This window comes from Pseudomonas abieticivorans (genome assembly GCF_023509015.1).
GTDB lineage: Bacteria > Pseudomonadota > Gammaproteobacteria > Pseudomonadales > Pseudomonadaceae > Aquipseudomonas > Aquipseudomonas abieticivorans.
In genome coordinates, this window is record NZ_CP094975.1 from 3636240 (window position 1) to 3661556 (window position 25317).

Here is a 25317-nt window from a genome sequence, read left to right on the forward strand (position 1 = left end):
CGAGTGTCTCTGATCGCTTCTGACCAATTCCGCATCGTTGTCGGCCTCGGCAAGAGCGGCATGTCCCTGGTGCGCTTCCTCGCGCACCAGGGCATTGCCTTTGCCGTGGCCGACACGCGCGAGAATCCGCCGGAACTGGCGACACTGCGCCGTGACTACCCGCACGTCGACGTGCGCTGTGGCGAGCTGGACGTGGAATTTTTGTGCCGTGCCAGCGAGCTGTACGTCAGCCCCGGCTTGGCCCTGGCGACCCCGGCGCTGCAAGCCGCAGCGGCTCGTGGCGTGAAGCTTTCCGGTGATATCGAGCTGTTCGCGCGTCACGCGAAGGCGCCGATCGTGGCCATCAGCGGTTCCAATGCCAAGAGCACCGTCACCACCCTGGTCGGCGACATGGCGGCTGCGGCCGGCAAGCGCGTGGCCGTGGGCGGCAACCTCGGCACCCCGGCGCTGGACCTGCTCGGCGACGACGTCGAGCTGTACGTGATGGAGCTGTCGAGTTTCCAACTGGAAACCACCGACCAATTGAACGCCGAAGTGGCCACCGTGTTGAACATCAGCGAAGACCACATGGACCGCTACAGCGGCCTGCCGGCCTACCACCTGGCCAAGCACCGGATCTTCCGTGGTGCCCGCCAAGTGGTGTTCAACCGCCAGGACGCCTTGACCCGTCCGTTGATGGGCGAAGGCCTGCCGTGCTGGAGCTTCGGCCTGAACAAGCCGGACTTCAAGGCGTTCGGCCTGCGTGAAGAGAACGGCGAGAAATACCTGGCCTTCGAATTCCAGAACCTGATGCCGGCCAGCGAACTGAAAATCCGTGGCGCGCACAACCAGGCCAATGCCCTTGCGGCCCTGGCCCTGGGCCACGCCGTGGGCCTGCCATTCGAGCCGATGCTGGCCACGCTGCGCACCTTTGCCGGGCTTGCCCACCGTTGCCAATGGCTGCGTGAACTCAATGGCGTGAGCTACTACGACGACTCCAAGGCCACCAACGTCGGCGCGGCCCTGGCCGCTATCGAAGGCCTGGGTACCGATATCGACGGCAAGTTGGTGCTGGTGGCCGGTGGCGATGGCAAGGGCGCGGATTTTTCCGGCCTCAAGGCGCCGATCGCTGCCCATTGCCGCGCCGTGGTACTGATCGGCCGTGACGCCGAACTGATTGCCCAGGTGCTGGGTGACAGCGTGCCACTGGTGCGCGTGAGCAACCTGGACGACGCCGTCGCTCGTTGCGCCGAATTGGCCCAACCGGGGGACGCAGTGTTGCTGTCGCCGGCCTGCGCGAGCCTGGACATGTTCAAGAACTACGAAGAGCGCGGGCGCCTGTTCGCCCAAGCCGTGGAGGGCTTGTCATGATTCTTGGCGTGATCAAGCCGTACCCATCGCCGCTCATCAGTGGTCGAGGCATCGACGTCGACTTCCCGATGCTGGCCGGCTGCCTGGCGCTGCTGGGCCTGGGCCTGGTGATGATCGCCTCGGCTTCCTCGGAAGTGGCGGCGGTGAACTCCGGCAACCCGCTGTACATGATGATTCGCCACCTGGTGTACCTGGTGCTGGGCCTGGGCGCCTGCGGCGTGACCATGATGATCCCCATCGCCACCTGGCAACGCCTGGGTTGGTTCATGCTGATGGGTGCCTTCGGCCTGCTGGTACTGGTGCTGGTACCGGGCATTGGCCGCGAGGTAAACGGTTCGATGCGCTGGATCGGCTTCAGCGCGTTCAACGTGCAGCCCTCGGAAGTGGCCAAGGTGTTCGTGGTGATCTTCCTGGCCGGTTACCTGGTGCGCCAACAGAAGGAAGTGCGCGAGAGCTGGATGGGCTTCTTCAAGCCGTTCATCGTGCTGCTGCCCATGGCGGGGCTCTTGCTGATGGAGCCCGACTTCGGTGCCACCGTGGTGATGATGGGCGCTGCGGCGGCCATGCTGTTCCTCGGCGGCGTGGGCCTGTTCCGCTTCAGCCTGATGGTGGTGCTGGCGGTGGCCGCGGTGTTTATCCTGGTGCAGGCGCAACCCTACCGGATGGCGCGTTTGACCACCTTCACCGACCCTTGGGCGGACCAGTTCGGTTCCGGCTACCAGTTGACCCAGGCGCTGATCGCCTTCGGTCGCGGTGGCTGGTTGGGCGCCGGCCTGGGCAATAGCGTGCAGAAGCAGTTCTACCTGCCTGAAGCGCACACCGACTTCGTGTTCTCGGTATTGGCCGAAGAACTGGGCGTGGTCGGTTCGCTGTGCACCGTAGCGCTGTTCGTGTTCGTGTGTATCCGCGGCATGTACATCGGCATGTGGGCCGAGCGCTCCAAACAGTTTTTCGCCGCCTACATGGCCTACGGTCTGTCGTTCCTGTGGATCGGTCAGTTTTTGATCAATATCGGTGTGAACGTCGGCTTGTTGCCGACCAAGGGCCTGACCTTGCCGTTCCTCAGTTACGGCGGCAGTTCGCTGGTGATCTGCTGTGCCTGCCTTGGCTTGTTGCTGCGCATCGAGTGGGAGAGCCGCACGCACCTGGGCAGCGAAGAGACCGAGTTCAATGAGAGTGACTTCGCCGAGGAGTCGCCCCATGGCCGATAAAAACATCCTGATCATGGCCGGTGGTACCGGTGGGCATGTATTTCCGGCGCTGTCGTGCGCCAAGGAATTCCAGGCCCGTGGTTACACCGTGCACTGGCTAGGCACGCCGCGCGGCATCGAAAACGAACTGGTGCCGGCGGCCGGGCTGAAACTGCACCTGATCAACGTCACTGGGCTGCGCGGCAAGGGCAAATTGTCCCTGCTCAAGGCGCCGTTCGTGCTGATCAAGGCGTTGTTCCAGGCGCGACGGGTCATTCGTCAGCTCAAGCCGGTGTGCGTGGTCGGCTTCGGTGGCTACGTCACAGGCCCTGGCGGCCTGGCGGCGAAGCTTGCCGGGGTGCCGGTGATCGTCCACGAGCAGAACGCCGTGGCCGGTACCGCCAATCGGATGCTGGTGCCGTTGGCCAGCCGAGTCTGCGAAGCTTTCCCGAATACCTTCAGTGCCTCGGCCAAGCGCCGTACCACCGGCAACCCGGTGCGCACCGAGCTGTTCCTGGAAACCCCGCGCCAAAGCCTGGCCGGGCGCAAGCCGCGGTTGCTGATCACCGGTGGCAGCCTGGGCGCCGAGCCATTGAACAAGCTGGTACCCGAGGCCTTGGCCTTGGTCCCGGCAGAATTTCGCCCCGAAGTGTTCCATCAAACGGGCAAGAACCATGCGGATGTCACCGCCGAACGCTATCGCACCGTGGGCATTGAAGCTCAGGTCGCGCCGTTCATCAAAGACATGGCTCAAGCCTATGGCTGGGCCGACCTGGTGATCTGCCGCGCCGGCGCCCTGACCGTGAGCGAGCTGGCGGCGGCCGGCTTGCCATCGTTGCTGGTGCCCTTGCCGCACGCGATCGACGACCACCAGACGCAAAACGCCGACTATCTGGCCCGTGAAGGCGCTGCCTTCCTGATGCCGCAAGCGACTACCGGCGCAGCCCAGTTGGCTGACCGCCTGAAAGAGGTACTGATGCACCCGGAAAAACTCAACAGCATGGCGACCACTGCCCGTCGCCTGGCCAAACCCGATGCCACGCGCACCGTCGTCGAAGTCTGCCTGGAGGTGGCCCATGGTTGAAAATCAGAAAGCCATGCCGCAACCGGAAATGCGCCGCATCCGCCGTATCCACTTCGTCGGCATCGGCGGCGTGGGCATGTGCGGCATCGCCGAGGTGCTGCTGAACCTGGGTTACCAAGTGTCGGGTTCCGACCTCAAGGCCTCGCCTGTCACCGAGCGGCTGAAGTCCTTCGGCGCCGAAATCTTCATCGGCCACCGCGCGGAAAACGCCGCCAGTGCCGACGTGCTGGTCACCTCCAGCGCCGTCAACACCTCCAACCCGGAAGTGGCGACCGCCCTTGAGCGCCGTATTCCAGTAGTACCGCGTGCCGAAATGCTCGCCGAGCTGATGCGCTACCGTCACGGCATCGCCGTGGCCGGTACCCACGGCAAAACCACCACCACCAGCCTGATCGCTTCGGTGTTCGCCGCCGGTGGCCTGGACCCGACGTTCGTCATCGGTGGCCGTTTGAACGCTGCCGGTACCAATGCGCAGTTGGGTACCAGCCGCTACCTGATCGCCGAGGCCGACGAGAGCGATGCCAGCTTCCTGCACTTGCAGCCGCTGGTGGCCGTGGTCACCAACATCGACGCCGACCACATGGACACCTACGAGGGCGACTTCAACAAGTTGAAGAAAACCTTCGTCGAATTCCTCCACAACCTGCCGTTCTATGGCTTGGCCGTGGTGTGCCTGGACGACCCGGTGGTGCGCGAGATTCTCCCGCAGATCGCTCGCCCGACCATGACTTACGGCGTCAGCGAAGAAGCCGACGTGCGCGCGATCAACATTCGCCAGGCCGGCATGCAAACCTATTTCACCGTGCTGCGCCGTGACCGCGAGCCGTTGAACGTGTCGGTGAACATGCCCGGCAACCACAACGTGCTCAACGCCTTGGCCACCATCGCCATCGCCAGCGACGAAGGCATCAGCGACGAAGCCATCGTGCAAGGTCTTTCAGGCTTCCAGGGCGTAGGCCGACGCTTCCAGGTGTACGGCGAGCTGCCGGTGGAAGGCGGCAACGTGATGTTGGTCGACGACTACGGCCACCACCCGCGCGAAGTCGCCGCGGTGATCAACGCCGTGCGTGGCGGCTGGCCCGATCGCCGTTTGGTGATGGTATATCAGCCGCACCGCTTCAGCCGTACCCGCGACCTGTACGACGACTTCGTACAGGTGCTGGCCGACGCCAACGTGCTGCTGCTGATGGAAGTCTACCCGGCCGGCGAAGAGCCGATCCCCGGTGCCGACAGCCGTCAACTGTGCCACAGCATTCGCCAGCGCGGCCAACTGGACCCGATCTACATCGAGCGCGGCGTGGAACTGGCGCCGCTGGTCAAGCCGTTGCTGCGCCCCGGTGACATCCTGCTGTGCCAGGGTGCCGGTGACATTGGCGGGCTGGCCCCGCAATTACTGAAAAGTCCGTTGTTCGCTGGCGCCGTGGCCGCTGGCGAGGGGAAATCGAAATGACTGCTAGCGCCTACTCCTCTCTGTTCTCGACCATCGCCCCGAAGGATTTCGGCCGCGTGGCCGTGTTGTTCGGCGGCAAGAGCGCCGAGCGCGAGGTGTCCCTGAAATCCGGCAGCGCGGTGCTTGAAGCGCTGCAGGCCGGCGGCGTTGACGCATTTGGCATCGACGTGGGCGATGATTTCCTGACCCGTTTGACCACCGAGAAAATCGACCGCGCGTTCATCATCCTGCACGGTCGCGGCGGTGAGGACGGCAGCATGCAAGGCTTGCTCGAATGCCTGGGCATCCCGTACACCGGCAGTGGCATCCTGGCCTCGGCCCTGGCCATGGACAAGCTGCGCACCAAGCAAGTGTGGCAAAGCCTGGGTATTTCCACCCCGCACCACGCCGTGCTGGAAAGCGAAGCCGATTGTATTTGCGCGGGCAGGGAACTGGGCTTCCCTTTGATCGTCAAACCGGGCCATGAAGGTTCAAGTATCGGTATGGCCAAAGTGACCAGCGTCGAGGAATTGATCGGCGCATGGAAAGCAGCCAGCACCTACGATTCGCAAGTCCTGGTAGAGCAGTGGATTCAAGGTCCCGAGTTCACCATCGCGACCCTGCGTGGCCAGGTCTTGCCGCCCATTGCCCTGGGCACCCCGCACACCTTCTACGACTACGACGCCAAGTACGTGGCCAACGATACCCAGTATCGAATCCCGTGCGGGCTGAGCGCCGAGAAAGAAGCAGAACTCATCGACCTGACCGCTCGCGCCTGTGACGCCATTGGTATCACCGGCTGGGGGCGTCTGGATGTGATGCAGGACGAGCAAGGCCGTTTCTGGCTGCTGGAGGTCAACACGGCCCCCGGCATGACCGACCACAGCCTTGTCCCTATGGCGGCACGTGCTGCCGGCCTGGATTTCCAGCAGTTGGTGCTGGCGATCCTGGCGGCCAGCGTAGAGGCGCGAGGTTAAACCCATGCAAGGCGCGACGCTTCGTCATCAGCAACCCGCACCCGGCCGTAACAAGCCGGTGCCGCGTGGTGCCAGCCGAATGGTGGCCAAAGAGCCGATGTCGGCGCGCGTGTCCAAGGCCGACTTCGGCTTCTTCAAGAAGCTGTTCTGGCCCGTCCTGCTGCTGGTGCTGGGCGCCGCTACCTATCAGGGCGCCGTGTACCTGATGCCGTATGCCGACCGGCCGATCACCAAGATCGCCGTGCAGGGCGACCTCAGCTACATCAGCCAGCAGGCCGTGCAGCAGCGCATCGCGCCTTACGTGGCGGCGAGCTTCTTCACCATTGACCTGGCCAGCATGCGCACCGAGCTTGAGACCATGCCCTGGATCGCTCACGCCGAAGTGCGTCGCGTGTGGCCCGACCAGGTGGTGATCCGCCTTGAAGAACAACTGCCGGTGGCCCGTTGGGGCGACGAGGCATTGCTGAACAACCAGGGCCAGGCGTTCGCGCCGCGCGAGTTGGCCAACTACGAGCACTTGCCGCAGTTGTTCGGGCCGCAGCGTGCCCAGCAAAAAGTCATGGAGCAATACCAGGTGCTGAGCCAGATGCTGCGGCCGATGGGCTTCTCCATCGCCAGGCTCGAACTGCGCGAGCGCGGTAGCTGGTTCCTGACCACCGGGGCTGGCAGTGCCGGCCCGGGCATCCAGCTGATGCTGGGGCGCGGCAACCTGGTCGATAAAATGCGCCGTTTCCTGGCCATTTACGACAAGACACTCAAAGACCAGATCACGAACATTGCGAGCATCGACTTGCGTTACGCCAACGGCCTGGCCGTGACCTGGCGTGACCCGGCAGCTCAGGCGGCGGCGCAACCTGCCGTCGCGAAGAATTAAGAAGAGGCAGGACCATGGCAAACGTGCAAAGCGGCAAAATGATCGTCGGTCTGGATATCGGCACCTCCAAGGTGGTGGCACTGGTGGGCGAGGTCGCGGCCGATGGCACCCTGGAAATCGTCGGTATCGGCACCCATCCGTCCCGCGGCCTGAAGAAGGGCGTGGTGGTGAACATCGAGTCCACCGTGCAGTCCATCCAGCGCGCGGTGGAAGAGGCGCAACTGATGGCTGGTTGCCGCATTCACTCGGCGTTCGTCGGCGTGGCGGGCAACCATATCCGCAGCCTGAACTCCCACGGCATCGTCGCCATTCGCGACCGTGAAGTCAGCGCTGCCGACCTTGAGCGCGTGCTCGACGCCGCCCAGGCCGTGGCCATCCCTGCCGACCAGCGCGTGCTGCACACCCTGCCGCAGGACTACGTGATCGACAACCAGGAGGGCGTTCGCGAACCCTTGGGCATGTCGGGCGTGCGCCTGGAAGCCAAGGTTCACGTGGTGACCTGCGCCGTTAACGCCGCGCAGAACATCGAGAAGTGCGTGCGCCGCTGTGGCCTGGAAATCGACGACATCATCCTCGAGCAACTGGCGTCTGCGTACTCGGTGCTGACCGACGACGAGAAAGAACTGGGCGTGTGCATCGTCGACATCGGCGGCGGCACCACCGACATCGCGATCTTCACCGAAGGCGCGATCCGTCACACCGCGGTTATCCCGATTGCCGGCGACCAGGTGACCAACGACATCGCCATGGCCCTGCGCACGCCGACCCAGTACGCCGAAGAGATCAAGATCCGCTACGCCTGCGCCCTGGCCAAGCTGGCCGGTGCCGGCGAAACCATCAAGGTGCCGAGCGTGGGTGACCGCCCACCGCGCGAGCTCAGCCGCCAGGCCCTGGCCGAAGTGGTCGAGCCGCGTTATGACGAGCTGTTCACCCTGATCCAGGCCGAACTGCGTCGCAGTGGCTACGAAGACCTGATCCCGGCTGGCATCGTGCTGACCGGTGGCACTTCCAAGATGGAAGGCGCGATCGAACTGGCCGAAGAAATTTTCCACATGCCGGTGCGCCTGGGCGTACCGCATTCGGTTCACGGGCTCGCGGACGTCGTTCGCAACCCGATCTACTCAACTGGCGTGGGCTTGCTGGTATACGGGCTGCAAAAGCAGAACGACGGCGTGTCCCTCAACGGTATGAGTAACAGCAGCAGCTATGGCGATGAACCCAAGGCACCTGTGCTGGAACGCTTCAAACGTTGGGTTCAAGGCAATTTCTAAGTTTCACAAGCGGTAGTAGTAGGCGCAAAAAACTAGAGAACTGAAAGGAGAGGGAAAATGTTCGAGCTCGTAGACAACGTCCCCGCAAGCCCGGTAATCAAGGTTATCGGTGTAGGTGGTGGCGGCGGCAACGCCGTCAATCATATGGTCAAGAGCAACATTGAAGGCGTGGAATTCATCTGCGCCAACACTGATGCCCAAGCACTGAAAAACATCGGTGCACGCACCATTCTGCAACTGGGTACCGGTGTGACCAAGGGCCTGGGTGCTGGCGCCAATCCGGAGGTCGGTCGTCAGGCCGCGCTGGAAGATCGCGAGCGCATCGCCGAAGTGCTGCAGGGCACCAACATGGTGTTCATCACCACCGGCATGGGTGGCGGTACCGGTACCGGTGCGGCCCCGATCATTGCCGAAGTGGCCAAAGAGATGGGTATCCTCACCGTAGCCGTGGTGACCCGTCCGTTCCCGTTCGAAGGTCGCAAGCGCATGCAGATCGCCGATGAAGGCATCCGCGCGCTGTCGGAGAGCGTCGACTCTCTGATTACCATCCCGAACGAGAAGCTGCTGACCATCCTGGGCAAGGATGCAAGCCTGCTGTCGGCCTTCGCCAAGGCTGACGATGTACTGGCCGGTGCCGTTCGCGGTATCTCCGACATCATCAAGCGCCCGGGCATGATCAACGTCGACTTCGCCGACGTACGTACTGTCATGAGCGAGATGGGCATGGCAATGATGGGTACCGGCTGCGCCAGCGGTCCGAACCGTGCGCGTGAAGCGACCGAGGCGGCCATCCGCAACCCGCTGCTCGAAGACGTCAACCTGCAGGGTGCCCGCGGTATCCTGGTGAACATCACCGCAGGTCCCGACCTGTCCCTGGGCGAGTACTCCGACGTGGGTAGCATCATCGAGGCGTTCGCGTCGGATCACGCCATGGTCAAGGTCGGTACCGTTATCGATCCGGACATGCGCGATGAACTGCACGTGACCGTGGTTGCCACCGGCCTGGGTGCAAAAATCGAGAAACCGGTAAAAATCATCGACAATACCTTGCAGGCTTCCTCTGCCCAGCAGGCGCCTAGCCAGGCTCCCGCTCGTCAGGAGCTGCCGTCGGTGAACTACCGCGACCTGGATCGCCCGACCGTGATGCGCAACCAGGCCCACGCCGGTGCTGCGCAGGCTGCGAAACTCAACCCGCAAGACGATTTGGACTACCTGGACATCCCGGCATTCCTGCGTCGTCAGGCTGATTGATGGAATTTATCAGGGCTATGAAGGTGATTGGTGTTCAGCAAAGGCCGGGTCTGCTATTATCGCCAGCCTTTGTTGATACCAGTTCGCAATTTGCGCTGAAGCGGCCAATGCCATGATTAAACAACGCACCCTGAAGAATATTATCCGTGCCACCGGTGTAGGCCTGCACTCCGGGGAGAAGGTTTACCTGACCCTCAAGCCTGCACCTGTGGATACCGGCATCGTGTTCTGCCGCGCCGACCTGGACCCTATGGTCCAGATTCCCGCTCGTGCGGAAAATGTTGGCGAGACCACGATGTCGACCACTCTGGTCAACGGCGATACCAAGGTAGACACGGTGGAGCACTTGCTCTCGGCCATGGCTGGCCTGGGCATCGATAACGCCTACGTCGAGCTCTCCGCGTCCGAAGTCCCGATCATGGATGGTAGCGCTGGACCCTTCGTATTCCTGATTCAATCTGCCGGCCTGGAAGAGCAGGACGCAGCCAAGAAATTCATCCGCATCCTGCGAGAAGTGACAGTGGAAGACGGCGACAAGCGCGCCACTTTCGTGCCTTTCGAAGGGTTCAAGGTGAGCTTCGAGATCGATTTCGATCACCCGGTGTTCCGTAACCGCACCCAAAGCGCCAGCGTGGATTTTTCCAGTACTTCGTTCGTAAAAGAAGTCAGCCGCGCCCGTACCTTTGGTTTCATGAGTGATATCGAGTACCTGCGCAAGCACAACCTCGCACTCGGCGGCAGCGTTGAAAACGCTATCGTGGTCGACAAGGACGGCGTGTTGAACGAAGACGGCCTTCGCTATGAAGACGAATTCGTCAAACACAAGATCCTCGACGCCATCGGCGACCTCTACCTGCTGGGCAATAGCCTGATTGGTGAGTTCCGTGGCTTCAAGTCTGGCCATGCACTGAACAACCAGCTTCTGCGCAAGCTCATCGAGCAGACAGATGCCTGGGAAGTGGTGACTTTCGAAGATGCCAGTACGGCACCGATCTCTTACATGCGTCCGGTTGCGGCAGTGTAAGTACGAACTCTCTCTGCTTTAGTTCTTGAGGCCACCTTCGGGTGGCCTTTTTTGTGCCCGGGATTTTGCATTGGCTTTTTGTGCGAGCAGGGCCTGCCCGCCATGGGGCCCTCAGGTACGCCATCGCCGGTGCGCCTTAAGGCTTGGGCTTGTTGGCATGTGCCGCCAACCGCTCCAACGCCGCACGCAGGTTGGGGTCGGTGATGCTCTCGGCCGTGGCCTGAATGCTTTCTGCCGCTACCGGCGACAAATCCACGCCATGCCCGCCCGTGGTGGTTTGCACCGTGGGCGGCTGCACCTTCAACTGGATGCGCGTGAGCCCGTTGAATTCCTGCAGGGCCTGCAACTGGCGCAGCAAGCGATTTTGCTGGTAGCGCAAGCGCGTGGCCCAATGGCCATCGGTCACGATTAGCAACAGATTGCCTTCGCGCCAAGAGGCCACGTAGCAATGCGCCCGGGCAGCCGGTTGCAACTGGCTTTCCAGCAGGCGTTGCAGGTGTGACAGGCGCTGGGCCTGGCTGAACAAGGCCTTGAGGGGCTTGGCTTCGCGCAGCAGGACGGCGGGCGCCCGGGCTACAGGCGGGCGGAAAGCCATGGTGGTGTACCGGTTGTGAGAGGCCTGCATGGTAGCAGAAAGCAGCTTGGTACCCGGCCGTGCGACCAAGGTTTGATGGTTTGTTTCATGAAGTTATGCACCTTGTGGGTTGAAGTTGACGAAAAAGGCCTTATTGTAAAAAAGCCCCGTCAAAGCGCTGTGCCAGCATCGTGGAAATAACGCCACTTTCCTCACCACCGTTTCCGGGTAGAATACTCGTTCGCATGCGGCCATGAGGGCTGCTCGGGCGACTCACGGGGCCGCCCTCCATCCCTATGTGTGGAAGATCCTGCCGATATGTTTGCGCCTTTGTTAAAGAAACTTTTTGGAAGCAAGAACGAGCGTGAAGTAAAGCGCATGCTCAAGACGGTCCAGGTCGTCAATGCCTTCGAAGAGCAAATGGTGGCCCTCTCGGACGAGCAGCTGCGCGCCAAGACCGAAGAGTTCAAGGCCCGCCTGGCAAAAGGCGAGACCCTCGACAACCTTCTGCCTGAAGCTTTTGCGGTGTGCCGCGAAGCCGGTAAGCGCGTCATGGGTATGCGCCACTTCGACGTCCAGCTGATTGGCGGCATGACCTTGCACGAAGGCATGATCGCTGAGATGCGTACCGGTGAAGGCAAGACCCTGGTCGCCACCTTGGCCGTGTACCTCAATGCATTGTCCGGGAAGGGCGTGCACGTGGTCACCGTCAACGACTACCTGGCCCGCCGAGACGCCAACTGGATGCGCCCGCTGTACGAATTCCTCGGGTTGACCGTGGGCGTCGTCACGCCTTTCGCGCCGCCTGAAGAAAAGCGCCTGGCTTACGCCTCGGACATCACCTACGGCACCAACAACGAATTTGGTTTCGATTACCTGCGCGACAACATGGCGTTCAGCCTGGAAGAGAAATTCCAGCGCGAACTCAATTTTGCCGTGATCGACGAAGTCGACTCCATCCTCATCGACGAAGCCCGTACCCCGCTGATCATTTCCGGTCAGGCCGAGGACAGCTCCAAGCTGTACACCGAGATCAACCGTTTGATCCCGCAGCTTGAACAGCACATCGAAGAAGTGGAAGGCGAAGTCACCAAGGCTGGCCACTACACCGTCGACGAGAAGACCCGCCAGGTCGAGCTCAACGAAGCCGGTCACCAGTTCATCGAAGAGATGCTCACCCGCGTCGGCCTGCTGGCCGAAGGCGAGAGCCTCTACTCGGCGCACAACCTGGGCCTGCTGACCCACGTTTACGCTGGCCTGCGTGCGCACAAGCTGTTCCATCGCAACGTCGAGTACATCGTGCAGGACGGCCAGATCCTGCTGGTCGACGAACACACCGGCCGTACCATGCCGGGCCGTCGCCTGTCCGAGGGCCTGCACCAGGCCATCGAAGCGAAAGAGAACCTGAACATCCAGGCCGAAAGCCAGACCCTGGCCTCGACCACGTTCCAGAACTACTTCCGTCTGTACAACAAGCTGTCCGGCATGACCGGTACCGCAGACACCGAAGCGTTCGAGTTCCACCAGATCTACACCCTGTCGGTGATGGTCATCCCGCCGAACAAGCCGTTGGCGCGTAAAGACTTCAACGACCTGGTGTACCTGACTGCCGATGAGAAGTACGCGGCCATCGTCACCGACATCAAGGAAAGCATGGCCCAGGGCCGTCCTGTCCTGGTGGGTACGGCGACCATCGAAACCTCCGAGCACATGTCGGCCTTGCTCAACAAGGAAGGCATCGAGCACAAGGTGCTCAACGCCAAGTTCCACGAGAAGGAAGCCGAGATCATCGCGCAAGCCGGTCGTCCGGGTGCGTTGACCATCGCCACCAACATGGCTGGCCGTGGTACCGACATCCTGCTGGGCGGTAACTGGGAAGTCGAAGTGGCCTCCCTGGAGAGCCCAAGCGCCGAGCAGATCGCGCAGATCAAGGCCGACTGGCAGAAGCGCCATCAGCAAGTGATCGAGTCCGGTGGCCTGCACGTGATCGCTTCCGAGCGTCATGAATCTCGCCGTATCGACAACCAGCTGCGTGGCCGTGCCGGCCGTCAGGGCGACACCGGTTCCAGCCGTTTCTACCTGTCGCTGGAAGACAGCCTGATGCGCATCTTCGCCTCTGACCGGGTGAAAAACTTCATGAAGGCGCTGGGCATGCAGTCCGGCGAGGCGATCGAGCACCGCATGGTGACCAACGCCATCGAGAAGGCCCAGCGCAAGGTTGAAGGCCGCAACTTCGATATCCGCAAGCAATTGCTGGAATTCGACGACGTTGCCAACGAGCAGCGTAAAGTGATCTACCACATGCGTAACAGCCTGCTGGCTGCCGACAACATCGGCGACACCATCGCCGACTTCCGTCAGGAAGTGCTCAACAGCACCATCAGCCTGCACATCCCGCCGCAGTCGCTGCCAGAGCAATGGGATGTGAAGGGCCTGGAAGCGGCCATCGAGACCGACTTCGGCGTGAAGCTGCCGATTCAGCAATGGCTGGATGCAGACGATCACCTGTACGAAGAAACCCTGCGCGACAAACTGCTGACCGAGCTGCTGGCGACCTACAACGAGAAGGAAGAGCAGGCCAGCGCCGATGCCCTGCGCACCTTCGAGAAGCAGATCCTGCTGCGCGTGCTGGACGACCTGTGGAAAGACCACCTGTCGACCATGGACCACCTGCGTCACGGTATCCACCTGCGTGGCTACGCCCAGAAGAACCCGAAGCAGGAATACAAGCGCGAGTCGTTTACCCTGTTCCAGGAACTGCTGGACTCGATCAAGCGCGACACCATTCGTGTACTGTCCCACGTGCAAGTGCGTCGCGAAGACCCGATCGAGGAAGAGGCGCGCCTGCGTCAGGAAGCCGAAGAGTTGGCCTCGCGCATGCAGTTCGAGCACGCCGATGCACCCAGCCTTGATCAGCCCGAAGTTGCCTTGCTGGAAGAGGGTTCTGACCTCGCCTTGGCGTCAGCGCCGGTGCGCAACGACCAGAAGCTGGGCCGCAACGAGCTGTGCTGGTGTGGTTCGGGCAAGAAATTCAAGCACTGTCACGGTCAGATCAACTAACGATCCGACACTGACCTGAAACATCCACGCCGCGACCGGCTTCAGCCGTCGCGGCGTTTTACCATTGTATTCTAGGAGCGTTCCCATGGCTGTTGGTCTTGGTCCTTTGCCAACGTTGCACCCGGTGGCAGGTTTTGAACTCGGTATCGCCTCTGCCGGCATCAAGCGCCCGGGCCGCAAGGACGTGGTAGTGATGCGCTGCGCCGAAGGTTCCAGCGTTGCTGGCGTGTTCACCCTGAATGCGTTCTGCGCCGCCCCCGTGATCCTGTCCAAGGCGCGCGTGCAGGGCACCATCCGTTACCTGCTGACCAACACCGGCAATGCCAATGCTGGCACCGGCGAGCAAGGCCTGGCGGCTGCCGAGCGTACCTGCGCGAGCCTGGCCAAGCTGACCGGCGTTGACGCAAGCGCGGTGTTGCCGTTCTCCACCGGCGTGATCGGTGAACCGCTGCCGGTCGATAAAATCGAAGGCGCGCTGCAAGCGGCCCTCGACGACCTGTCGGAAAACCATTGGGCAGAAGCCGCCACCGGCATCATGACCACCGACACGCTGCCCAAGGGCGCCAGCCGCCAGTTCCAGTTCAACGGCGTGACCGTTACCGTGACCGGCATCAGCAAGGGCGCGGGCATGATCCGCCCGAACATGGCCACCATGCTCGGCTACATCGCCACCGACGCCAAGGTGGCACCGGCGGTGCTCAAGGACCTGATGCTGGACGGCGCCAACAAGTCGTTCAACCGCATCACCATCGACGGTGACACCTCCACCAACGACTGCTGCATGCTGATTGCCACCGGCAAGGCCGATGTGCCGGAAGTGACCGAGGCCCGCGGCGAGTTGTTCGAAGCGCTGAAGAAGGCCGTGTTCGAAGTGTGCATGGAAGTGGCCCAGGCCATCGTGCGCGACGGCGAAGGCGCCACCAAGTTCGTCACGGTCGAAGTGAACGGCGGCGGCAATCACCAGGAATGCCTGGACGTGGGCTACGCGGTGGCGCACTCGCCGCTGATCAAGACCGCACTGTTCGCCTCGGACCCCAATTGGGGCCGTATCCTGGCGGCCGTGGGCCGTGCCGGCGTGCCGCAGTTGGACGTGAGCAAGATCGACGTGTACTTGGGCGAGGTGTGCATCGCCAGCCGTGGCGGGCGCGCGGCCAGCTACACCGAAGAGCAAGGCTCGGCGGTGATGGCCCGTGAAGAAATCACCATCCGCATCGAGTTGGGCCGGGGTGACTGCAGCGAGACTATCTGGACCACCGACCTGTCCCACGAGTACGTGAAAATCAACGCCGAATACCGCACGTAAGATCGGCGTCGAATGGTTCGCGGATAAATCCGCTCCTACACGGCCCACCCCGTAGGAGCGGATTCATCGGCGAAGAGCCCCCTACCAAGGATTCGGACATGAGCTACCAACTGATCATCGGCGACAAACGCTACTCCTCCTGGTCCCTGCGCGCGGCCCTGGCGCTGGAGCTGACCGGTGCCCCTTACACCGAGCAGTTGATCAAGCTCAACCAGCCCGATAGCAAGCAGCGCATGCTCGAGCATTCGCCCAGCGGCAAAGTGCCGGTGCTCAAGGGTGAACACGGCGCCATCGCCGACACCCTGGCGATTTTCGAATACCTGGCCGAGCAGTTTCCAAGCCTGCCTTTGTGGCCGGCAGACACCGCCGCCCGTGCCCAGGCCCGTTCGGCCTGTGCGCAGATGCACAGCGGCTTCTTTGCCCTGCGCAACCACCTGTCGATGGATTTGCAGCACGACGCCCCCCTGTCGCCGATGCCGGCCGATGCTCAGGCCGAGATCGAGCGCATGCTCGCGCTGTGGTCCGAATGCCAGGCCGCAGCCACCGTGAAAGGGCCGTGGCTGTTCGGTGAAATCAGCCTGGCCGACGCCTTCTTCGCCCCGGTGGCCGTGCGCCTGCGCACCTTTCGGATCGAATTGACTGCACAGGCCAGTGCCTACGTAGAAACCATTTACCAGTGGCCGGCCTTCCAGGCCTGGCAAAAGGCTGGGCTGGAGGAATAGTGAAACGAGTGCATGTGGCGGCCGCGGTGATCCGTGGCGCCGACGGCAAGATCCTGATCGCCAAGCGCGCCGATAACCAGCACCAGGGTGGCCTGTGGGAGTTCCCCGGCGGCAAGGTGGAGGAGGGCGAGGCCGTGCAGGCCGCGCTGGCCCGTGAGCTGCGCGAGGAACTGGGTATCGGCGTAAGCGCTGCGCGCCCGCTGATCAAGGTGCAGCACGACTACGCCGACAAGCAGGTATTGCTGGATGTCTGGGAAGTCAGCGGCTTTACCGGCCAGCCCCACGGGGCCGAAGGCCAACCGCTGGCTTGGGTCACCGCCCGTGAGTTGCCCGACTACGACTTCCCCGAAGCCAACCAGCCGATCGTCGCGGCGGCGCGTTTGCCCGCCGAGTACCTGATCACGCCAGAAGACCTGGACAACGGCCCCTTGCTGCGCGGCATTCGCAAAGCCGTGGCCGACGGTGCCAAGCTGATCCAGTTGCGTGCGCCAAACGGCTATGACCCGCAGTACCGCGACCTGGCGGTAGACGCCGTGGGCCTGTGTGCCGGCAAGGCGCAACTGATGCTCAAGGGCCCCCTGGAATGGCTGGGCGACTTCCCGGCGGCCGGCTGGCACCTCACGGCCGCCCAGTTGCGCAAATATGCCAGCAAGGGCCGACCGTTCCCGAAAGAGCGCTGGTTGGCGGCCTCGTGCCATAACGCCGAGGAGCTGGCACTGGCCAAACAGATGGGCGTGGATTTCGTCACGCTGTCGCCGGTGCAGCCCACCCAAACCCATCCCGATGCGCAGCCGCTGGGCTGGGCGCAGGCACAGGGGTTGATCGAAGGGTTCAACCAGCCGGTGTTTCTGCTGGGTGGGCTGTCGCCCGCCGATCGGCAGCGGGCCTGGGACATGGGGGCGCAAGGTGTCGCCGGGATTCGGGCGTTCTGGCCTGAAATCGAGTAGGGCTTTTCGCGGATAGATCCGCTCCTGCACAGGTTTTGCACCTGTAGGAACAGATTTATCCGCGAAGCTCTCAGGGCTTCAGAGCCGCCTGCCACAACACCTCGGCCACCCCCTGCCTGCGCGCAATCACTCGCGCCGCCACAAACAGTAAGTCCGACAGCCGGTTGATATACGCCAGCCCCACGCCCTCCAGCGGCTCCACCGCATTCAAATGCTGGCAGCGCCGTTCGGCACTGCGCGCCAGGCTACGGCACACGTGGGCCTGGGCGATCAGGCTGGAGCCGCCCGGCAAAATGAAGTTTTCCAGCGGGCCCAGCTCTTCGTTCCACACGTCGATGGCCGCTTCCAGGCGCTCCACCTCGGCAGTGTTCAGGGCCTGGTAGGCCGGCATTGCCAATTCGCCGCCCAGGTCGAACAAGCGGTGCTGGCAGGGCGCCAAGACGTCGATTACCTCTTGCAGGCCGGGCTGCTCGGCGCAACCGGCCAGCAGCAAGCCAAGCTGGCTGTTGAGGGTGTCGACTTCGCCAATGGCCTCGACCCGCGGGTGGTCCTTGGCCACGCGGCGGCCATCGCCAAGGCCGGTTTCACCTTTGTCGCCAGTGCGTGTGTAGATCTTCGACAAGCGAAAGCCCATGTCTTACAACTCCGTTGTGGCGGGGGTAGCGGAAGGCAGGTTGCTCTGGGCCAACGGCAGGCGCAGCGTGAAGCAAGTGCCTTGGCCTGGCGTGGAGTGCACTTCCATCTGCCCCTTGTGGTTGTTGGTGATGATGAAGTACGACACCGACAGCCCAAGGCCGGTGCCCTGGCCGATTTCCTTGGTGGTGAAAAACGGCTCGAAGGTGCGTTTGCGCACCGACTCGGGCATGCCGATGCCGTTGTCTTCTACCTGGATTTCCGCCCACGGGGGGTTCAGCCGGGTGCGCAGGGTAATGCGCCCGGGCTCACCACCGTCCGGGCGCTGATGGATGGCTTGGGCGGCGTTTTTCAGCAGGTTGAGCAACACCTGCTCCAGCTCGTTGGCGGTACCCGGCACCGGGCCCAACTGCGGGTCGAACTGGCGCACGATGGCCTGGCCCTTGAAGTCGAAGCCGTCGATCAGGTCGAAGTCGTTGCCGGCGATATCCACGGCCTGGTCGATCAGCGCCGGCAGTTCGCATGGCGCCATCTGCCGGTTGCTGCGACGGCTGAAGCTGAGCATGTGGGTGACGATTTTCGCCGCCCGTGCGCCGGCCTGCTGGATGCCGTCAAGCAACTGCGGTATCTCGCGGATCTGCAGGTAGCGGTTCACCGTTTGCAGGTCGATGGCGGCCTCTTGGGCGGCTTCGGCGTTGCGCGGCAGGTCCGGCGACAGGCGCCGGCGAATGTTTTGCACGTTGTGCAGTATCGCGCCCAGGGGGTTGTTGATTTCGTGGGCCATGCCCGCGGCCAGGCCACCCACCGAGAGCATTTTCTCGGACTGCACCATCATGTCTTCCAACGACAGGCGCTGGGTGATGTCGTCGATACGGATCACCACGCCCCGGCCGGCGCCGCCCATCAGCGGGTAGAAGGTGAGGGCGTAATGGTGGGCGACTTCGTCTTTCACCCAGGTCACGCGCTCGATCTTAGCCACTACGTGGCGTTCCACGGTCACCTTCAACTGCGGCAGGAACGGCTTGAGCGGCTCGAAGGCGAGGAAAATCGGCTGGTTCAGCGCCTCGTCCAATGGCGTGCCGGAAAGCGCACTGGCTTCCTGGTTCCATTGGGTCACGTAAAGCTGCTCGTCCAGGGCAATCAGCGCCGAGGGCATGGAGTCGATGATGCTGTTGAGGTAGTTCTGAAAGCCGGTGAGCTTTTTCTCGATCTTGCTGCGCACCTGCACCTCCAACTCCAACTTGCGGTTGGTGTGGCGGGTTTCTTCGGCCAGGCCCTGAGCCTGGTCGTAAGCGGCCTGGGAGTCGTCACGGGCGCGCTTGAGCTGATGCTCGCGGGCTTCGATGCGCGACAGCATGGTGTTGAAGGCTTCGGCCAGGCTGCCAATTTCATCGTGGTTGCCGGGGCCTGCGCGCAGGGCGTAGTTTTCTTCGCGGGTCACTTGGCGCGACAGTTGTTCCAGGCGGTAGATCGGCTGGGTGATCAGGCGCTTGATTTGCCGGGCGATGATCAGCCACAGCAGTACGCTGAACACCAGGATGCCCAGGCTCGCGGTCAGGGTGCCGGTGTAAAACGCCATCGGCAGCTCGCTGCTGGCCACCAGCAACAAGTGCCCGGACGGCTGGCCAGGGCGCGACAGGGGGATCAGTTGGGTGCTGCGAAACTCTGTTTCGCGCCATTTTTCCAGGTTGCGAAAGCGCTCGGGGATCTTCAGGCGCTCGCCATGCTGCAATTGCGCGATCAGCTTGCCCTCGCCGTCGTAGACCGCCGCCGTGCGCAGCGGCGAATAGGTGTTCAACTCGCTGAGCAGCGCCTCGGCGGCCAGCGGCGAGTCCAGTGCCTGGGTGGTCAGGCTGGGGTTGCTGACCAGTCGGCCAATGGTTTGCAGGGCCTGGGGCGCCATGCTTTCCTGGGAGATCCAGTAGGCGGCGCTGATAAAGGTCAGGTTGGCGACCAGCAGCACGGTGGTCAGCAGCACTAGGAGGGCGGCGAGCAGCTTTTGCCCGACCGGTAGATTTTCAAGGCGCTGGCGCAATGGCATCGAGAGTCCTGTTGGGGTTGAAAACGGCATCACCCACGCAGTGTATCAAACGCTTGGCAGGCCTTTGCCTTGCAAGTGCGCGACCAACCGCGCCTGCAGTTGGCGCAAGTGCGGCAGGCTGCGGTTATGGCGTTGCGCCGCCGCGCAGGCGTAACCCAGCAAGTAGCCGATTTCGCTGCGCCGGCCGTGGCTGACGTCCTGATGCATGGAAGAAAAGTTGGCGGCGGTGGCGGCGATCACCCGTTGCACTTCGCAGGCCAGGTCTACCGCGGCTTCGGGTTGCCCGCAATGCTCCAGCAGCTCGGCCAGCTCCGCGCACAGGGTGGCCACTTCACAGGCGTGCTGCTGCAACTCGCCGTTACGGCAATCGTAAAGCACGGTCAGCGGGTTGATCGCGCAGTTGAGTGCCAGCTTGCGCCACAGGCGGGTAAGGATGTCGGGTGTCCACTGGTGGGGGATGCCGGCTTGATCCAGCTGGTGCAGCCACAGCGGCGGTTGTGGGCGCGCAGGGTCGCCCAGCCAGGTAAAACCGTGCCCGGCGAATACCGCGTGCCAGTCCCGGGGGCGGAAGGCGCCTTCGGTGCTGGAGGCGAAAATGCAGCGCGCCTGGGGCAGCATGGCCGCCACCGCATCCTGGCTGCCCAGGCCGTTCTGCAGCAACACCAGCTCGGCGTTGGCGCTCAGGCGCGGGGCCAGCCGTGCCACGGCGTGCTCGGCATCGTAGGCCTTGCAGGCCACCAGCAGGCGTGCCACCGGGGTTTGGCTGTCGAAGGTTTCGGCGGCGATGGCGTAGGTGTGGCTGACGCCCTGTTCGACCAGTGTCAGGCCCGGCCCGGCCAAGTAAGCCCGCAGGCGCGCCTCATCGCGCAGGATCAGGCGCACCGGCACGCCGCTGCGGGCCAGCCGGCAGGCCCACAGGGTGCCCAGGCTGCCAGCGCCCAGGACGTGCCAAGTGGGCGCGAGCATCAGGCTTTGGCCGGCAGGCGCTTGGCGCTGACCAGGTGCGTGGCGTAGGACTCATCGAGCAACACGCAGGCTTCGTCGAACAGCACCTGCGGGTCGATCGGCAGGCTCTTGCTGTCCAGGCCGACCAGGCTGATACCGGCGGCGATCTCGATCAGGCCGGCGCGGGTCTGGAAGCCCTTGAGGTTGAGGCCATCGTGCAACCGTTTGAAACTGCTGGGCGCGCACTCCTGCAGGTCGGCGGGCAGGGTCAGCAGCACGAAATGTTGGTCGTCCAGGCGGGCCAGCACGTCCAAAGGGCGCACCATTTGCTGCAGGCGACGGGCAATGCCCTGCAACAGCTCGTCGTAAAAATCGCTGCCGTGTTCGCGCTGCAAGGCATCGGCCTGTTCGATGCCGATCAGCAGGTAGCAGATGGCCCCCCCGCGCGCCTGTACCTGGCGCAGGCTATCGGTGAGCTTCTGGCGCAGGTAGCGGGCGTTGCCCAGGCCCGTGAGGGAGTCGACCAGGTTACGCTGCTCAAGGCTGGCGATGTTCTGGCGCAGCAGGCGGTTTTCCTGGCGCAAGCGCTGCACGATGTTGCACAGCCGGTCGGCGGCGAACACCCGTTGCAGCAATTGGCTGTCCAGAGCCTTGGGCGCGACCACTTCGTCGATGCCCAAGTCGGCGGTTTCGTCGAGCAGTTCGGCTGCCGGGCGGTCGCTGATCAGCAGGATGTAGCTATAGTGGTCGCTCATCTCATCGAACTGGCGAACCTGCGCGGCCAGCGCCAGGCCAGCATCGCCCGCCACCAGCAGCAGGCTTGCGGGCAGCGGCTCGAGGATGTTCAGCGCCTTGTCATGGGGCGTACTGCGAATATCCAGGTAGCCTGCTTGCGCCAGTTGCGCCTGAAGTGTTTCACAGGCTAGCGGGTCGTCGTTGACCAGCACAATGCTCAAATTCGGGTTCGGCATGAATGACTCACAGTGAAGGAGAAACAGGACCCGCGCCGCTCGTGTGCAACTGAACGAGCATGTAGGGCATTTCGCAATGCTGGCAACCGTTATAATGACCCGGCATTTTAACCGTCAAGCCAGGCGTGCTCCATCGGTATCGAGCCACGCCGCTTTATTTTCTGGAGAATTTACATGCCCTCGTTCGACGTAGTGTCCGAGCTGGACAAACACGAAGTCACCAACGCCGTGGAAAACGCGGTCAAGGAACTCGATCGCCGCTACGACTTGAAAGGTAAAGGCAGCTTTGAATTCAAGGAGCTGACCGTCACCCTGACTGCCGAAGCCGATTTCCAGCTGGAAGCGATGATCGAAATCCTCAAGCTGTGCCTGGTCAAGCGCAAGATCGACGTGCAGTGCCTGGAAGCCAAGGACGCCTATGCCTCGGGCAAGCTGATGAAGCAGGAAGCCACCCTGCGCGAAGGCATCGACAAGGAGCTGGCGAAGAAGATCGTCGCCCACATCAAGGACGCCAAGCTCAAGGTTCAGGCCGCCATCCAGGGCGAGCAGGTGCGTGTCACTGGCAAGAAGCGCGACGACCTGCAAGAAGCCATCGCGGCCTTGCGTGCCAAGGACTTCGGCATGCCGCTGCAGTTCAACAACTTCCGCGACTGACCCCGGCCGGCTCGCCTGCACGGGGAACCTCTGTTCCCCGCAGGCGTCCGAGGCCCTGTGTGTGGCTGAAACGTTTTGGCTTCAGCCGCCCTGGACTGCATTCGCCGTTGGGCGTTAGGAGAGCAATATGGATTTGAACAACGAAGTCGACCACCTGGTGAAAGCTTCCCAGGCCTGGATCCCGATGATCATGGAATACGGCAGCCGGGTGTTGCTGGCGGTCGCGACCTTGGCCATCGGTTGGTGGCTGATCAACAAGGTCACTGCCAACATCGCCAAGCTGCTGGCCATGCGCAACGCCGACCTGGCGCTGCAAGGCTTCATCAGCAGCCTGGCCAACGTCATCCTGAAGATTTTACTGGCCATCAGTGTCGCCTCGATGATCGGTATCGAGACCACCTCCTTCGTTGCCGCCATTGGTGCCGCGAGTTTGGCGGTGGGCCTGGCGTTGCAAGGCAGCCTGGCGAACTTCGCCGGTGGCGTGCTGATTTTGCTGTTTCGCCCTTTCCGCATCGGCGACTGGATCGAGGCGCAAGGCGTGGCGGGTACCGTGGACAACATCATGATCTTCCATACGGTGTTGCGTACGGGTGACAACAAGACCGTGATCATGCCCAACGGCAACCTGTCCAACGGCATCATCACTAACACCAACCGCCAGCCGACCCGCAAGATTACCTACGACATCGGCGTGGACTACGACGCGGACCTGCAAAAAGCCCGTGGCATCCTGCTGGACCTGGCCAAGGACCCGCGCGTGCTGGCCACCCCGGCCCCCGAGGCCGTGGTGTCTGCCTTGGGCGACAGCTCGATCACCGTGTCGCTGCGTATCTGGGTGAACACGCCGGACTTTGGCGGCGTGACCAACATGCTTAACAGCGAAATCCGCGACCGCCTGCGGGCCGAAGGGATCGATATCCCGTTCCCGCAACGTGTCGTAAGGGTTGTGTCTGAAGCGAGCGCGTGAAGTTGGGTGTGCTTGGCCTGAGGATTGAGTAAAGGCCACCACCGGCCGCCCGCGCGGCCGGTTGCCGCCGTTACTGGGTCTCTTGCGAAGCGCCTAAGGCTTCAAGCCTGCCCCGCCGATTCTCCTGATGCCAATGCAAGGCAATCAGCAGCAACGTCGGCACGCCCAGCACCGCGGTAATCAGGAAGAAGTTGTGGTAGCCGAACTTCTCCACCATCACCCCCGAATACCCGCCAATCAGGCGCGGCAACAGCAGCATGATCGAGCTGAGCAGGGCGTATTGGGTGGCCGAGAACTTGAGGTTGGTGAGGCTCGACAGGTAGGCCACGAACGCCGAAGTGGCCATGCCGGAGCTGAAGTTGTCCAGGGAAATGGTCACCACCAGCATCTGGATGTTCGGGCCCATGTCGGCCAGCATCAGGAACAACAGATTGGTCGCAGCCGAAGCTACGCCGCCGATGAACAGGATCGGCAGGATGCCGAAACGCACAATCAGCAGCCCGCCAAAGCCGGCACCGGCCAGGGTCATGATCAGGCCGAAGACCTTGCTCACGCTGGCGATCTGGTCCTTGGTGAAGCCCTGGTCGATGTAGAACACGTTGGCCATCACGCCCATCACCGTGTCAGACATCCGGTAGGTGGCGATCAGCCCCAGCAGCAGCAGGGCCTGCCAGCGGTAGCGCACCACGAAATCGTTGACCGGCGTCAGCACCGGCGCCAGGCCCCGGCGGCCCATGGCCGACAGGCATAGCGCGGTCAGGATGATGTAAAGGATCGCACGCAGGAACGCCCGGTCGGTCAGCAGCAAGTCCAGCACGCTCTCGCCGTTGAACAACACGGCGGCAAAATCGGTGTTGTACAGCTGGGTGAACATCGCCGGCACTGACACCAACAGGATGATCAACACGAACACCGACACCAGTTGGTGGGTGAAGGTGTAGCGCCCGGCCGACAGCTGCGTGCGCAGCGGCACGGCCGGTTCACGCATCAACAGCGTGGTAATCAGCGCCGGGACCATCAGCACGCCGAACAGCAAATAGGTGCCCGCCCAGGCCTTGTGCAGGTAGGCGTAACCGGTGGAGCCAAAGGCCTCGGCGAAAAACAGCGCGCCGGCGGTGGCCAGTAGGGCTGCCACCCGGTAGCCGGCCATGTAACTGGCAGCCAGGGCCGCCTGGCTATTGTCTTCGGCGATTTCCAGGCGATAGGCGTCTACAGCGATGTCTTGAGTGGCGGAGGCGAAGGCCACCATCACGGCAATCGCGATCAACCAGGACAGATGCTTTTGCGGGTCGCAGAAACTCATGCCGATCAGGCCGACGATCACCAACGTCTGTGCCAGTACCAGCCAGGAGCGGCGGCGCCCCAGGCGAGCGAGCACAGGCAGGCGCCACTGGTCGAGCAATGGTGACCACACCCACTTGAAGGCGTAGGCAAGGCCGATCAGGCTGGCGTAGCCAATGGTCTCGCGAGCGACACCGGCCTCGCGCAACCAGACGGAAAGAGTTGAAAATACCAGCATGTACGGCATGCCGGCAGCAAAGCCAAGCAACAGCAGCACAAGCGTCGAGGGGCTGGCATAAGCGGCGAGCGCGGCGCGCCAGGTTTTACGGGGCATGGGCTGGAATCTGCCTCAGTTTACGAAAACAAAGCGCGCACTCTAACCGCATGCCTACTCCGGGCGCCAGCCATGGCGACCTATATCCACACGATTATTCATGATTCGGATACCTTCGGCGCGCAGCCGGGCGCGTTGTTCCTCGCCGCCAACGGTGCCGGACGCCAAGCTTATCCGACCACCGGCAGCAATCACTCGGTGCCAGGGTAGGGTGCTGCCCTCGGGCAACTGGCTCAAGGTACGCCCCACCCAGCGCGCAGCCCGCCCCAGGCCTGCCATTTCGGCGATTTGCCCGTAGGTCACCACGTGCCCCTCAGGCACCTGGGCCAGTGCGGTATACAGCGCCGTGCGCCGGCTGGCGGCCGGGTCTTCGGGGCTATTGTCACCAAACTGTTGCAATTGAGAGGGGAACTCATCTGGCATTCGTCGGTCAGT

At 62.8% G+C, this 25317-nt stretch carries 22 protein-coding genes; 15 read left to right on the forward strand and 7 right to left on the reverse strand.

The window, feature by feature from the left end; genetic code table 11:
• Positions 1-3: 3 nt before the first annotated feature.
• The 9 genes from murD to lpxC all read left to right on the forward strand — a co-directional run bounded on the left by murD (position 4) and on the right by lpxC (position 10450).
• A complete protein-coding gene (gene murD, locus L9B60_RS16685; protein ID WP_249671841.1) occupies positions 4-1350 on the forward strand; it encodes a UDP-N-acetylmuramoyl-L-alanine--D-glutamate ligase in 1347 nt (448 codons plus the stop codon).
• Positions 1350-2561 (forward strand): putative lipid II flippase FtsW, encoded by a 1212-nt coding sequence (ftsW, locus tag L9B60_RS16690; protein WP_249679759.1) that lies wholly within the window; start codon positions 1350-1352, stop codon positions 2559-2561. The genes murD and ftsW overlap by 1 nt, the downstream gene beginning before the upstream one ends.
• On the forward strand, positions 2551-3624 hold the full coding sequence (gene murG / locus L9B60_RS16695; RefSeq protein WP_249671842.1) for an undecaprenyldiphospho-muramoylpentapeptide beta-N-acetylglucosaminyltransferase: 1074 nt from the start codon (positions 2551-2553) through the stop codon (positions 3622-3624). Before ftsW ends, murG begins: the two co-directional genes overlap by 11 nt.
• The gene (murC, locus tag L9B60_RS16700) at positions 3617-5074 is read left to right on the forward strand and encodes a UDP-N-acetylmuramate--L-alanine ligase (protein WP_249671848.1); all 1458 of its coding nucleotides are present in this window, start codon (positions 3617-3619) and stop codon (positions 5072-5074) included. Before murG ends, murC begins: the two co-directional genes overlap by 8 nt.
• On the forward strand, positions 5071-6030 hold the full coding sequence (locus L9B60_RS16705) for a D-alanine--D-alanine ligase (protein ID WP_249671849.1): 960 nt from the start codon (positions 5071-5073) through the stop codon (positions 6028-6030). The genes murC and L9B60_RS16705 overlap by 4 nt, the downstream gene beginning before the upstream one ends.
• 4 nt (positions 6031-6034) lie before the next feature.
• Complete coding sequence (locus L9B60_RS16710; protein WP_249671850.1) at positions 6035-6904, forward strand: cell division protein FtsQ/DivIB; 870 nt, start codon at positions 6035-6037, stop codon at positions 6902-6904.
• A gap of 14 nt (positions 6905-6918) precedes the next feature.
• Positions 6919-8175, forward strand: a complete 1257-nt coding sequence (gene ftsA / locus L9B60_RS16715) for a cell division protein FtsA (protein WP_249671851.1) — start codon at positions 6919-6921, stop codon at positions 8173-8175.
• 57 nt (positions 8176-8232) lie between these two features.
• The gene (gene ftsZ / locus L9B60_RS16720; RefSeq protein ID WP_249671853.1) at positions 8233-9426 is read left to right on the forward strand and encodes a cell division protein FtsZ; all 1194 of its coding nucleotides are present in this window, start codon (positions 8233-8235) and stop codon (positions 9424-9426) included.
• Between the two features lie 112 nt (positions 9427-9538).
• Entirely contained in the window at positions 9539-10450 is a 912-nt protein-coding gene (gene lpxC / locus L9B60_RS16725; RefSeq protein WP_249671854.1) for a UDP-3-O-acyl-N-acetylglucosamine deacetylase, read from the forward strand.
• 136 nt (positions 10451-10586) lie between these two features.
• Here the strand turns inward: lpxC and L9B60_RS16730 are convergent, their stop codons facing one another.
• A complete protein-coding gene (locus tag L9B60_RS16730) occupies positions 10587-11045 on the reverse strand; it encodes a DUF721 domain-containing protein (RefSeq protein WP_249671855.1) in 459 nt (152 codons plus the stop codon).
• Positions 11046-11342: 297 nt separating this feature from the next.
• On the opposite strand from L9B60_RS16730, the gene secA reads away from it, so the two are divergent.
• From secA to L9B60_RS16750, 4 genes are all read left to right on the forward strand, one after another.
• Positions 11343-14084, forward strand: a complete 2742-nt coding sequence (gene secA / locus L9B60_RS16735; protein ID WP_249671860.1) for a preprotein translocase subunit SecA — start codon at positions 11343-11345, stop codon at positions 14082-14084.
• A gap of 85 nt (positions 14085-14169) precedes the next feature.
• Positions 14170-15387 (forward strand): bifunctional glutamate N-acetyltransferase/amino-acid acetyltransferase ArgJ, encoded by a 1218-nt coding sequence (gene argJ, locus L9B60_RS16740; protein ID WP_249671861.1) that lies wholly within the window; start codon positions 14170-14172, stop codon positions 15385-15387.
• Between the two features lie 98 nt (positions 15388-15485).
• Positions 15486-16109 carry a glutathione S-transferase family protein gene (locus L9B60_RS16745; protein ID WP_249671862.1) on the forward strand — a complete coding sequence of 208 codons (624 nt, stop codon included), beginning with the start codon at positions 15486-15488 and terminating at the stop codon, positions 16107-16109.
• On the forward strand, positions 16109-17056 hold the full coding sequence (locus tag L9B60_RS16750) for a Nudix family hydrolase (protein WP_249671863.1): 948 nt from the start codon (positions 16109-16111) through the stop codon (positions 17054-17056). The genes L9B60_RS16745 and L9B60_RS16750 overlap by 1 nt, the downstream gene beginning before the upstream one ends.
• 70 nt (positions 17057-17126) lie before the next feature.
• Here the strand turns inward: L9B60_RS16750 and L9B60_RS16755 are convergent, their stop codons facing one another.
• Genes L9B60_RS16755 through L9B60_RS16770 form a run of 4 tightly spaced genes read right to left on the reverse strand, consistent with a single transcriptional unit; the run spans position 17127 to position 21646 of the window.
• Positions 17127-17690 (reverse strand): cob(I)yrinic acid a,c-diamide adenosyltransferase, encoded by a 564-nt coding sequence (locus tag L9B60_RS16755; RefSeq protein WP_249671865.1) that lies wholly within the window; start codon positions 17688-17690, stop codon positions 17127-17129.
• Between the two features lie 3 nt (positions 17691-17693).
• Positions 17694-19730: a sensor histidine kinase gene (locus tag L9B60_RS16760; protein ID WP_249671866.1), complete on the reverse strand. Its 2037-nt coding sequence runs from the start codon at positions 19728-19730 to the stop codon at positions 17694-17696.
• Between the two features lie 45 nt (positions 19731-19775).
• Positions 19776-20696 (reverse strand): putative 2-dehydropantoate 2-reductase, encoded by a 921-nt coding sequence (locus tag L9B60_RS16765; protein WP_249671867.1) that lies wholly within the window; start codon positions 20694-20696, stop codon positions 19776-19778.
• Complete coding sequence (locus tag L9B60_RS16770; protein WP_249671873.1) at positions 20696-21646, reverse strand: GGDEF domain-containing protein; 951 nt, start codon at positions 21644-21646, stop codon at positions 20696-20698. The genes L9B60_RS16765 and L9B60_RS16770 overlap by 1 nt, the downstream gene beginning before the upstream one ends.
• 174 nt (positions 21647-21820) lie before the next feature.
• Between L9B60_RS16770 and L9B60_RS16775 the strand changes: the two genes are divergently transcribed.
• Together L9B60_RS16775 and L9B60_RS16780 are read left to right on the forward strand one after the other, a co-directional pair.
• On the forward strand, positions 21821-22300 hold the full coding sequence (locus L9B60_RS16775) for a YajQ family cyclic di-GMP-binding protein (protein WP_249671875.1): 480 nt from the start codon (positions 21821-21823) through the stop codon (positions 22298-22300).
• A gap of 127 nt (positions 22301-22427) precedes the next feature.
• Positions 22428-23267 (forward strand): mechanosensitive ion channel family protein, encoded by an 840-nt coding sequence (locus tag L9B60_RS16780; protein ID WP_249671876.1) that lies wholly within the window; start codon positions 22428-22430, stop codon positions 23265-23267.
• 70 nt (positions 23268-23337) lie between these two features.
• Here the strand turns inward: L9B60_RS16780 and L9B60_RS16785 are convergent, their stop codons facing one another.
• Both L9B60_RS16785 and L9B60_RS16790 read right to left on the reverse strand, forming a co-directional pair.
• The gene (locus L9B60_RS16785) at positions 23338-24882 is read right to left on the reverse strand and encodes an AmpG family muropeptide MFS transporter (RefSeq protein WP_249671877.1); all 1545 of its coding nucleotides are present in this window, start codon (positions 24880-24882) and stop codon (positions 23338-23340) included.
• 54 nt (positions 24883-24936) lie between these two features.
• Complete coding sequence (locus L9B60_RS16790; protein WP_249671879.1) at positions 24937-25305, reverse strand: MGMT family protein; 369 nt, start codon at positions 25303-25305, stop codon at positions 24937-24939.
• Positions 25306-25317: the final 12 nt, after the last annotated feature.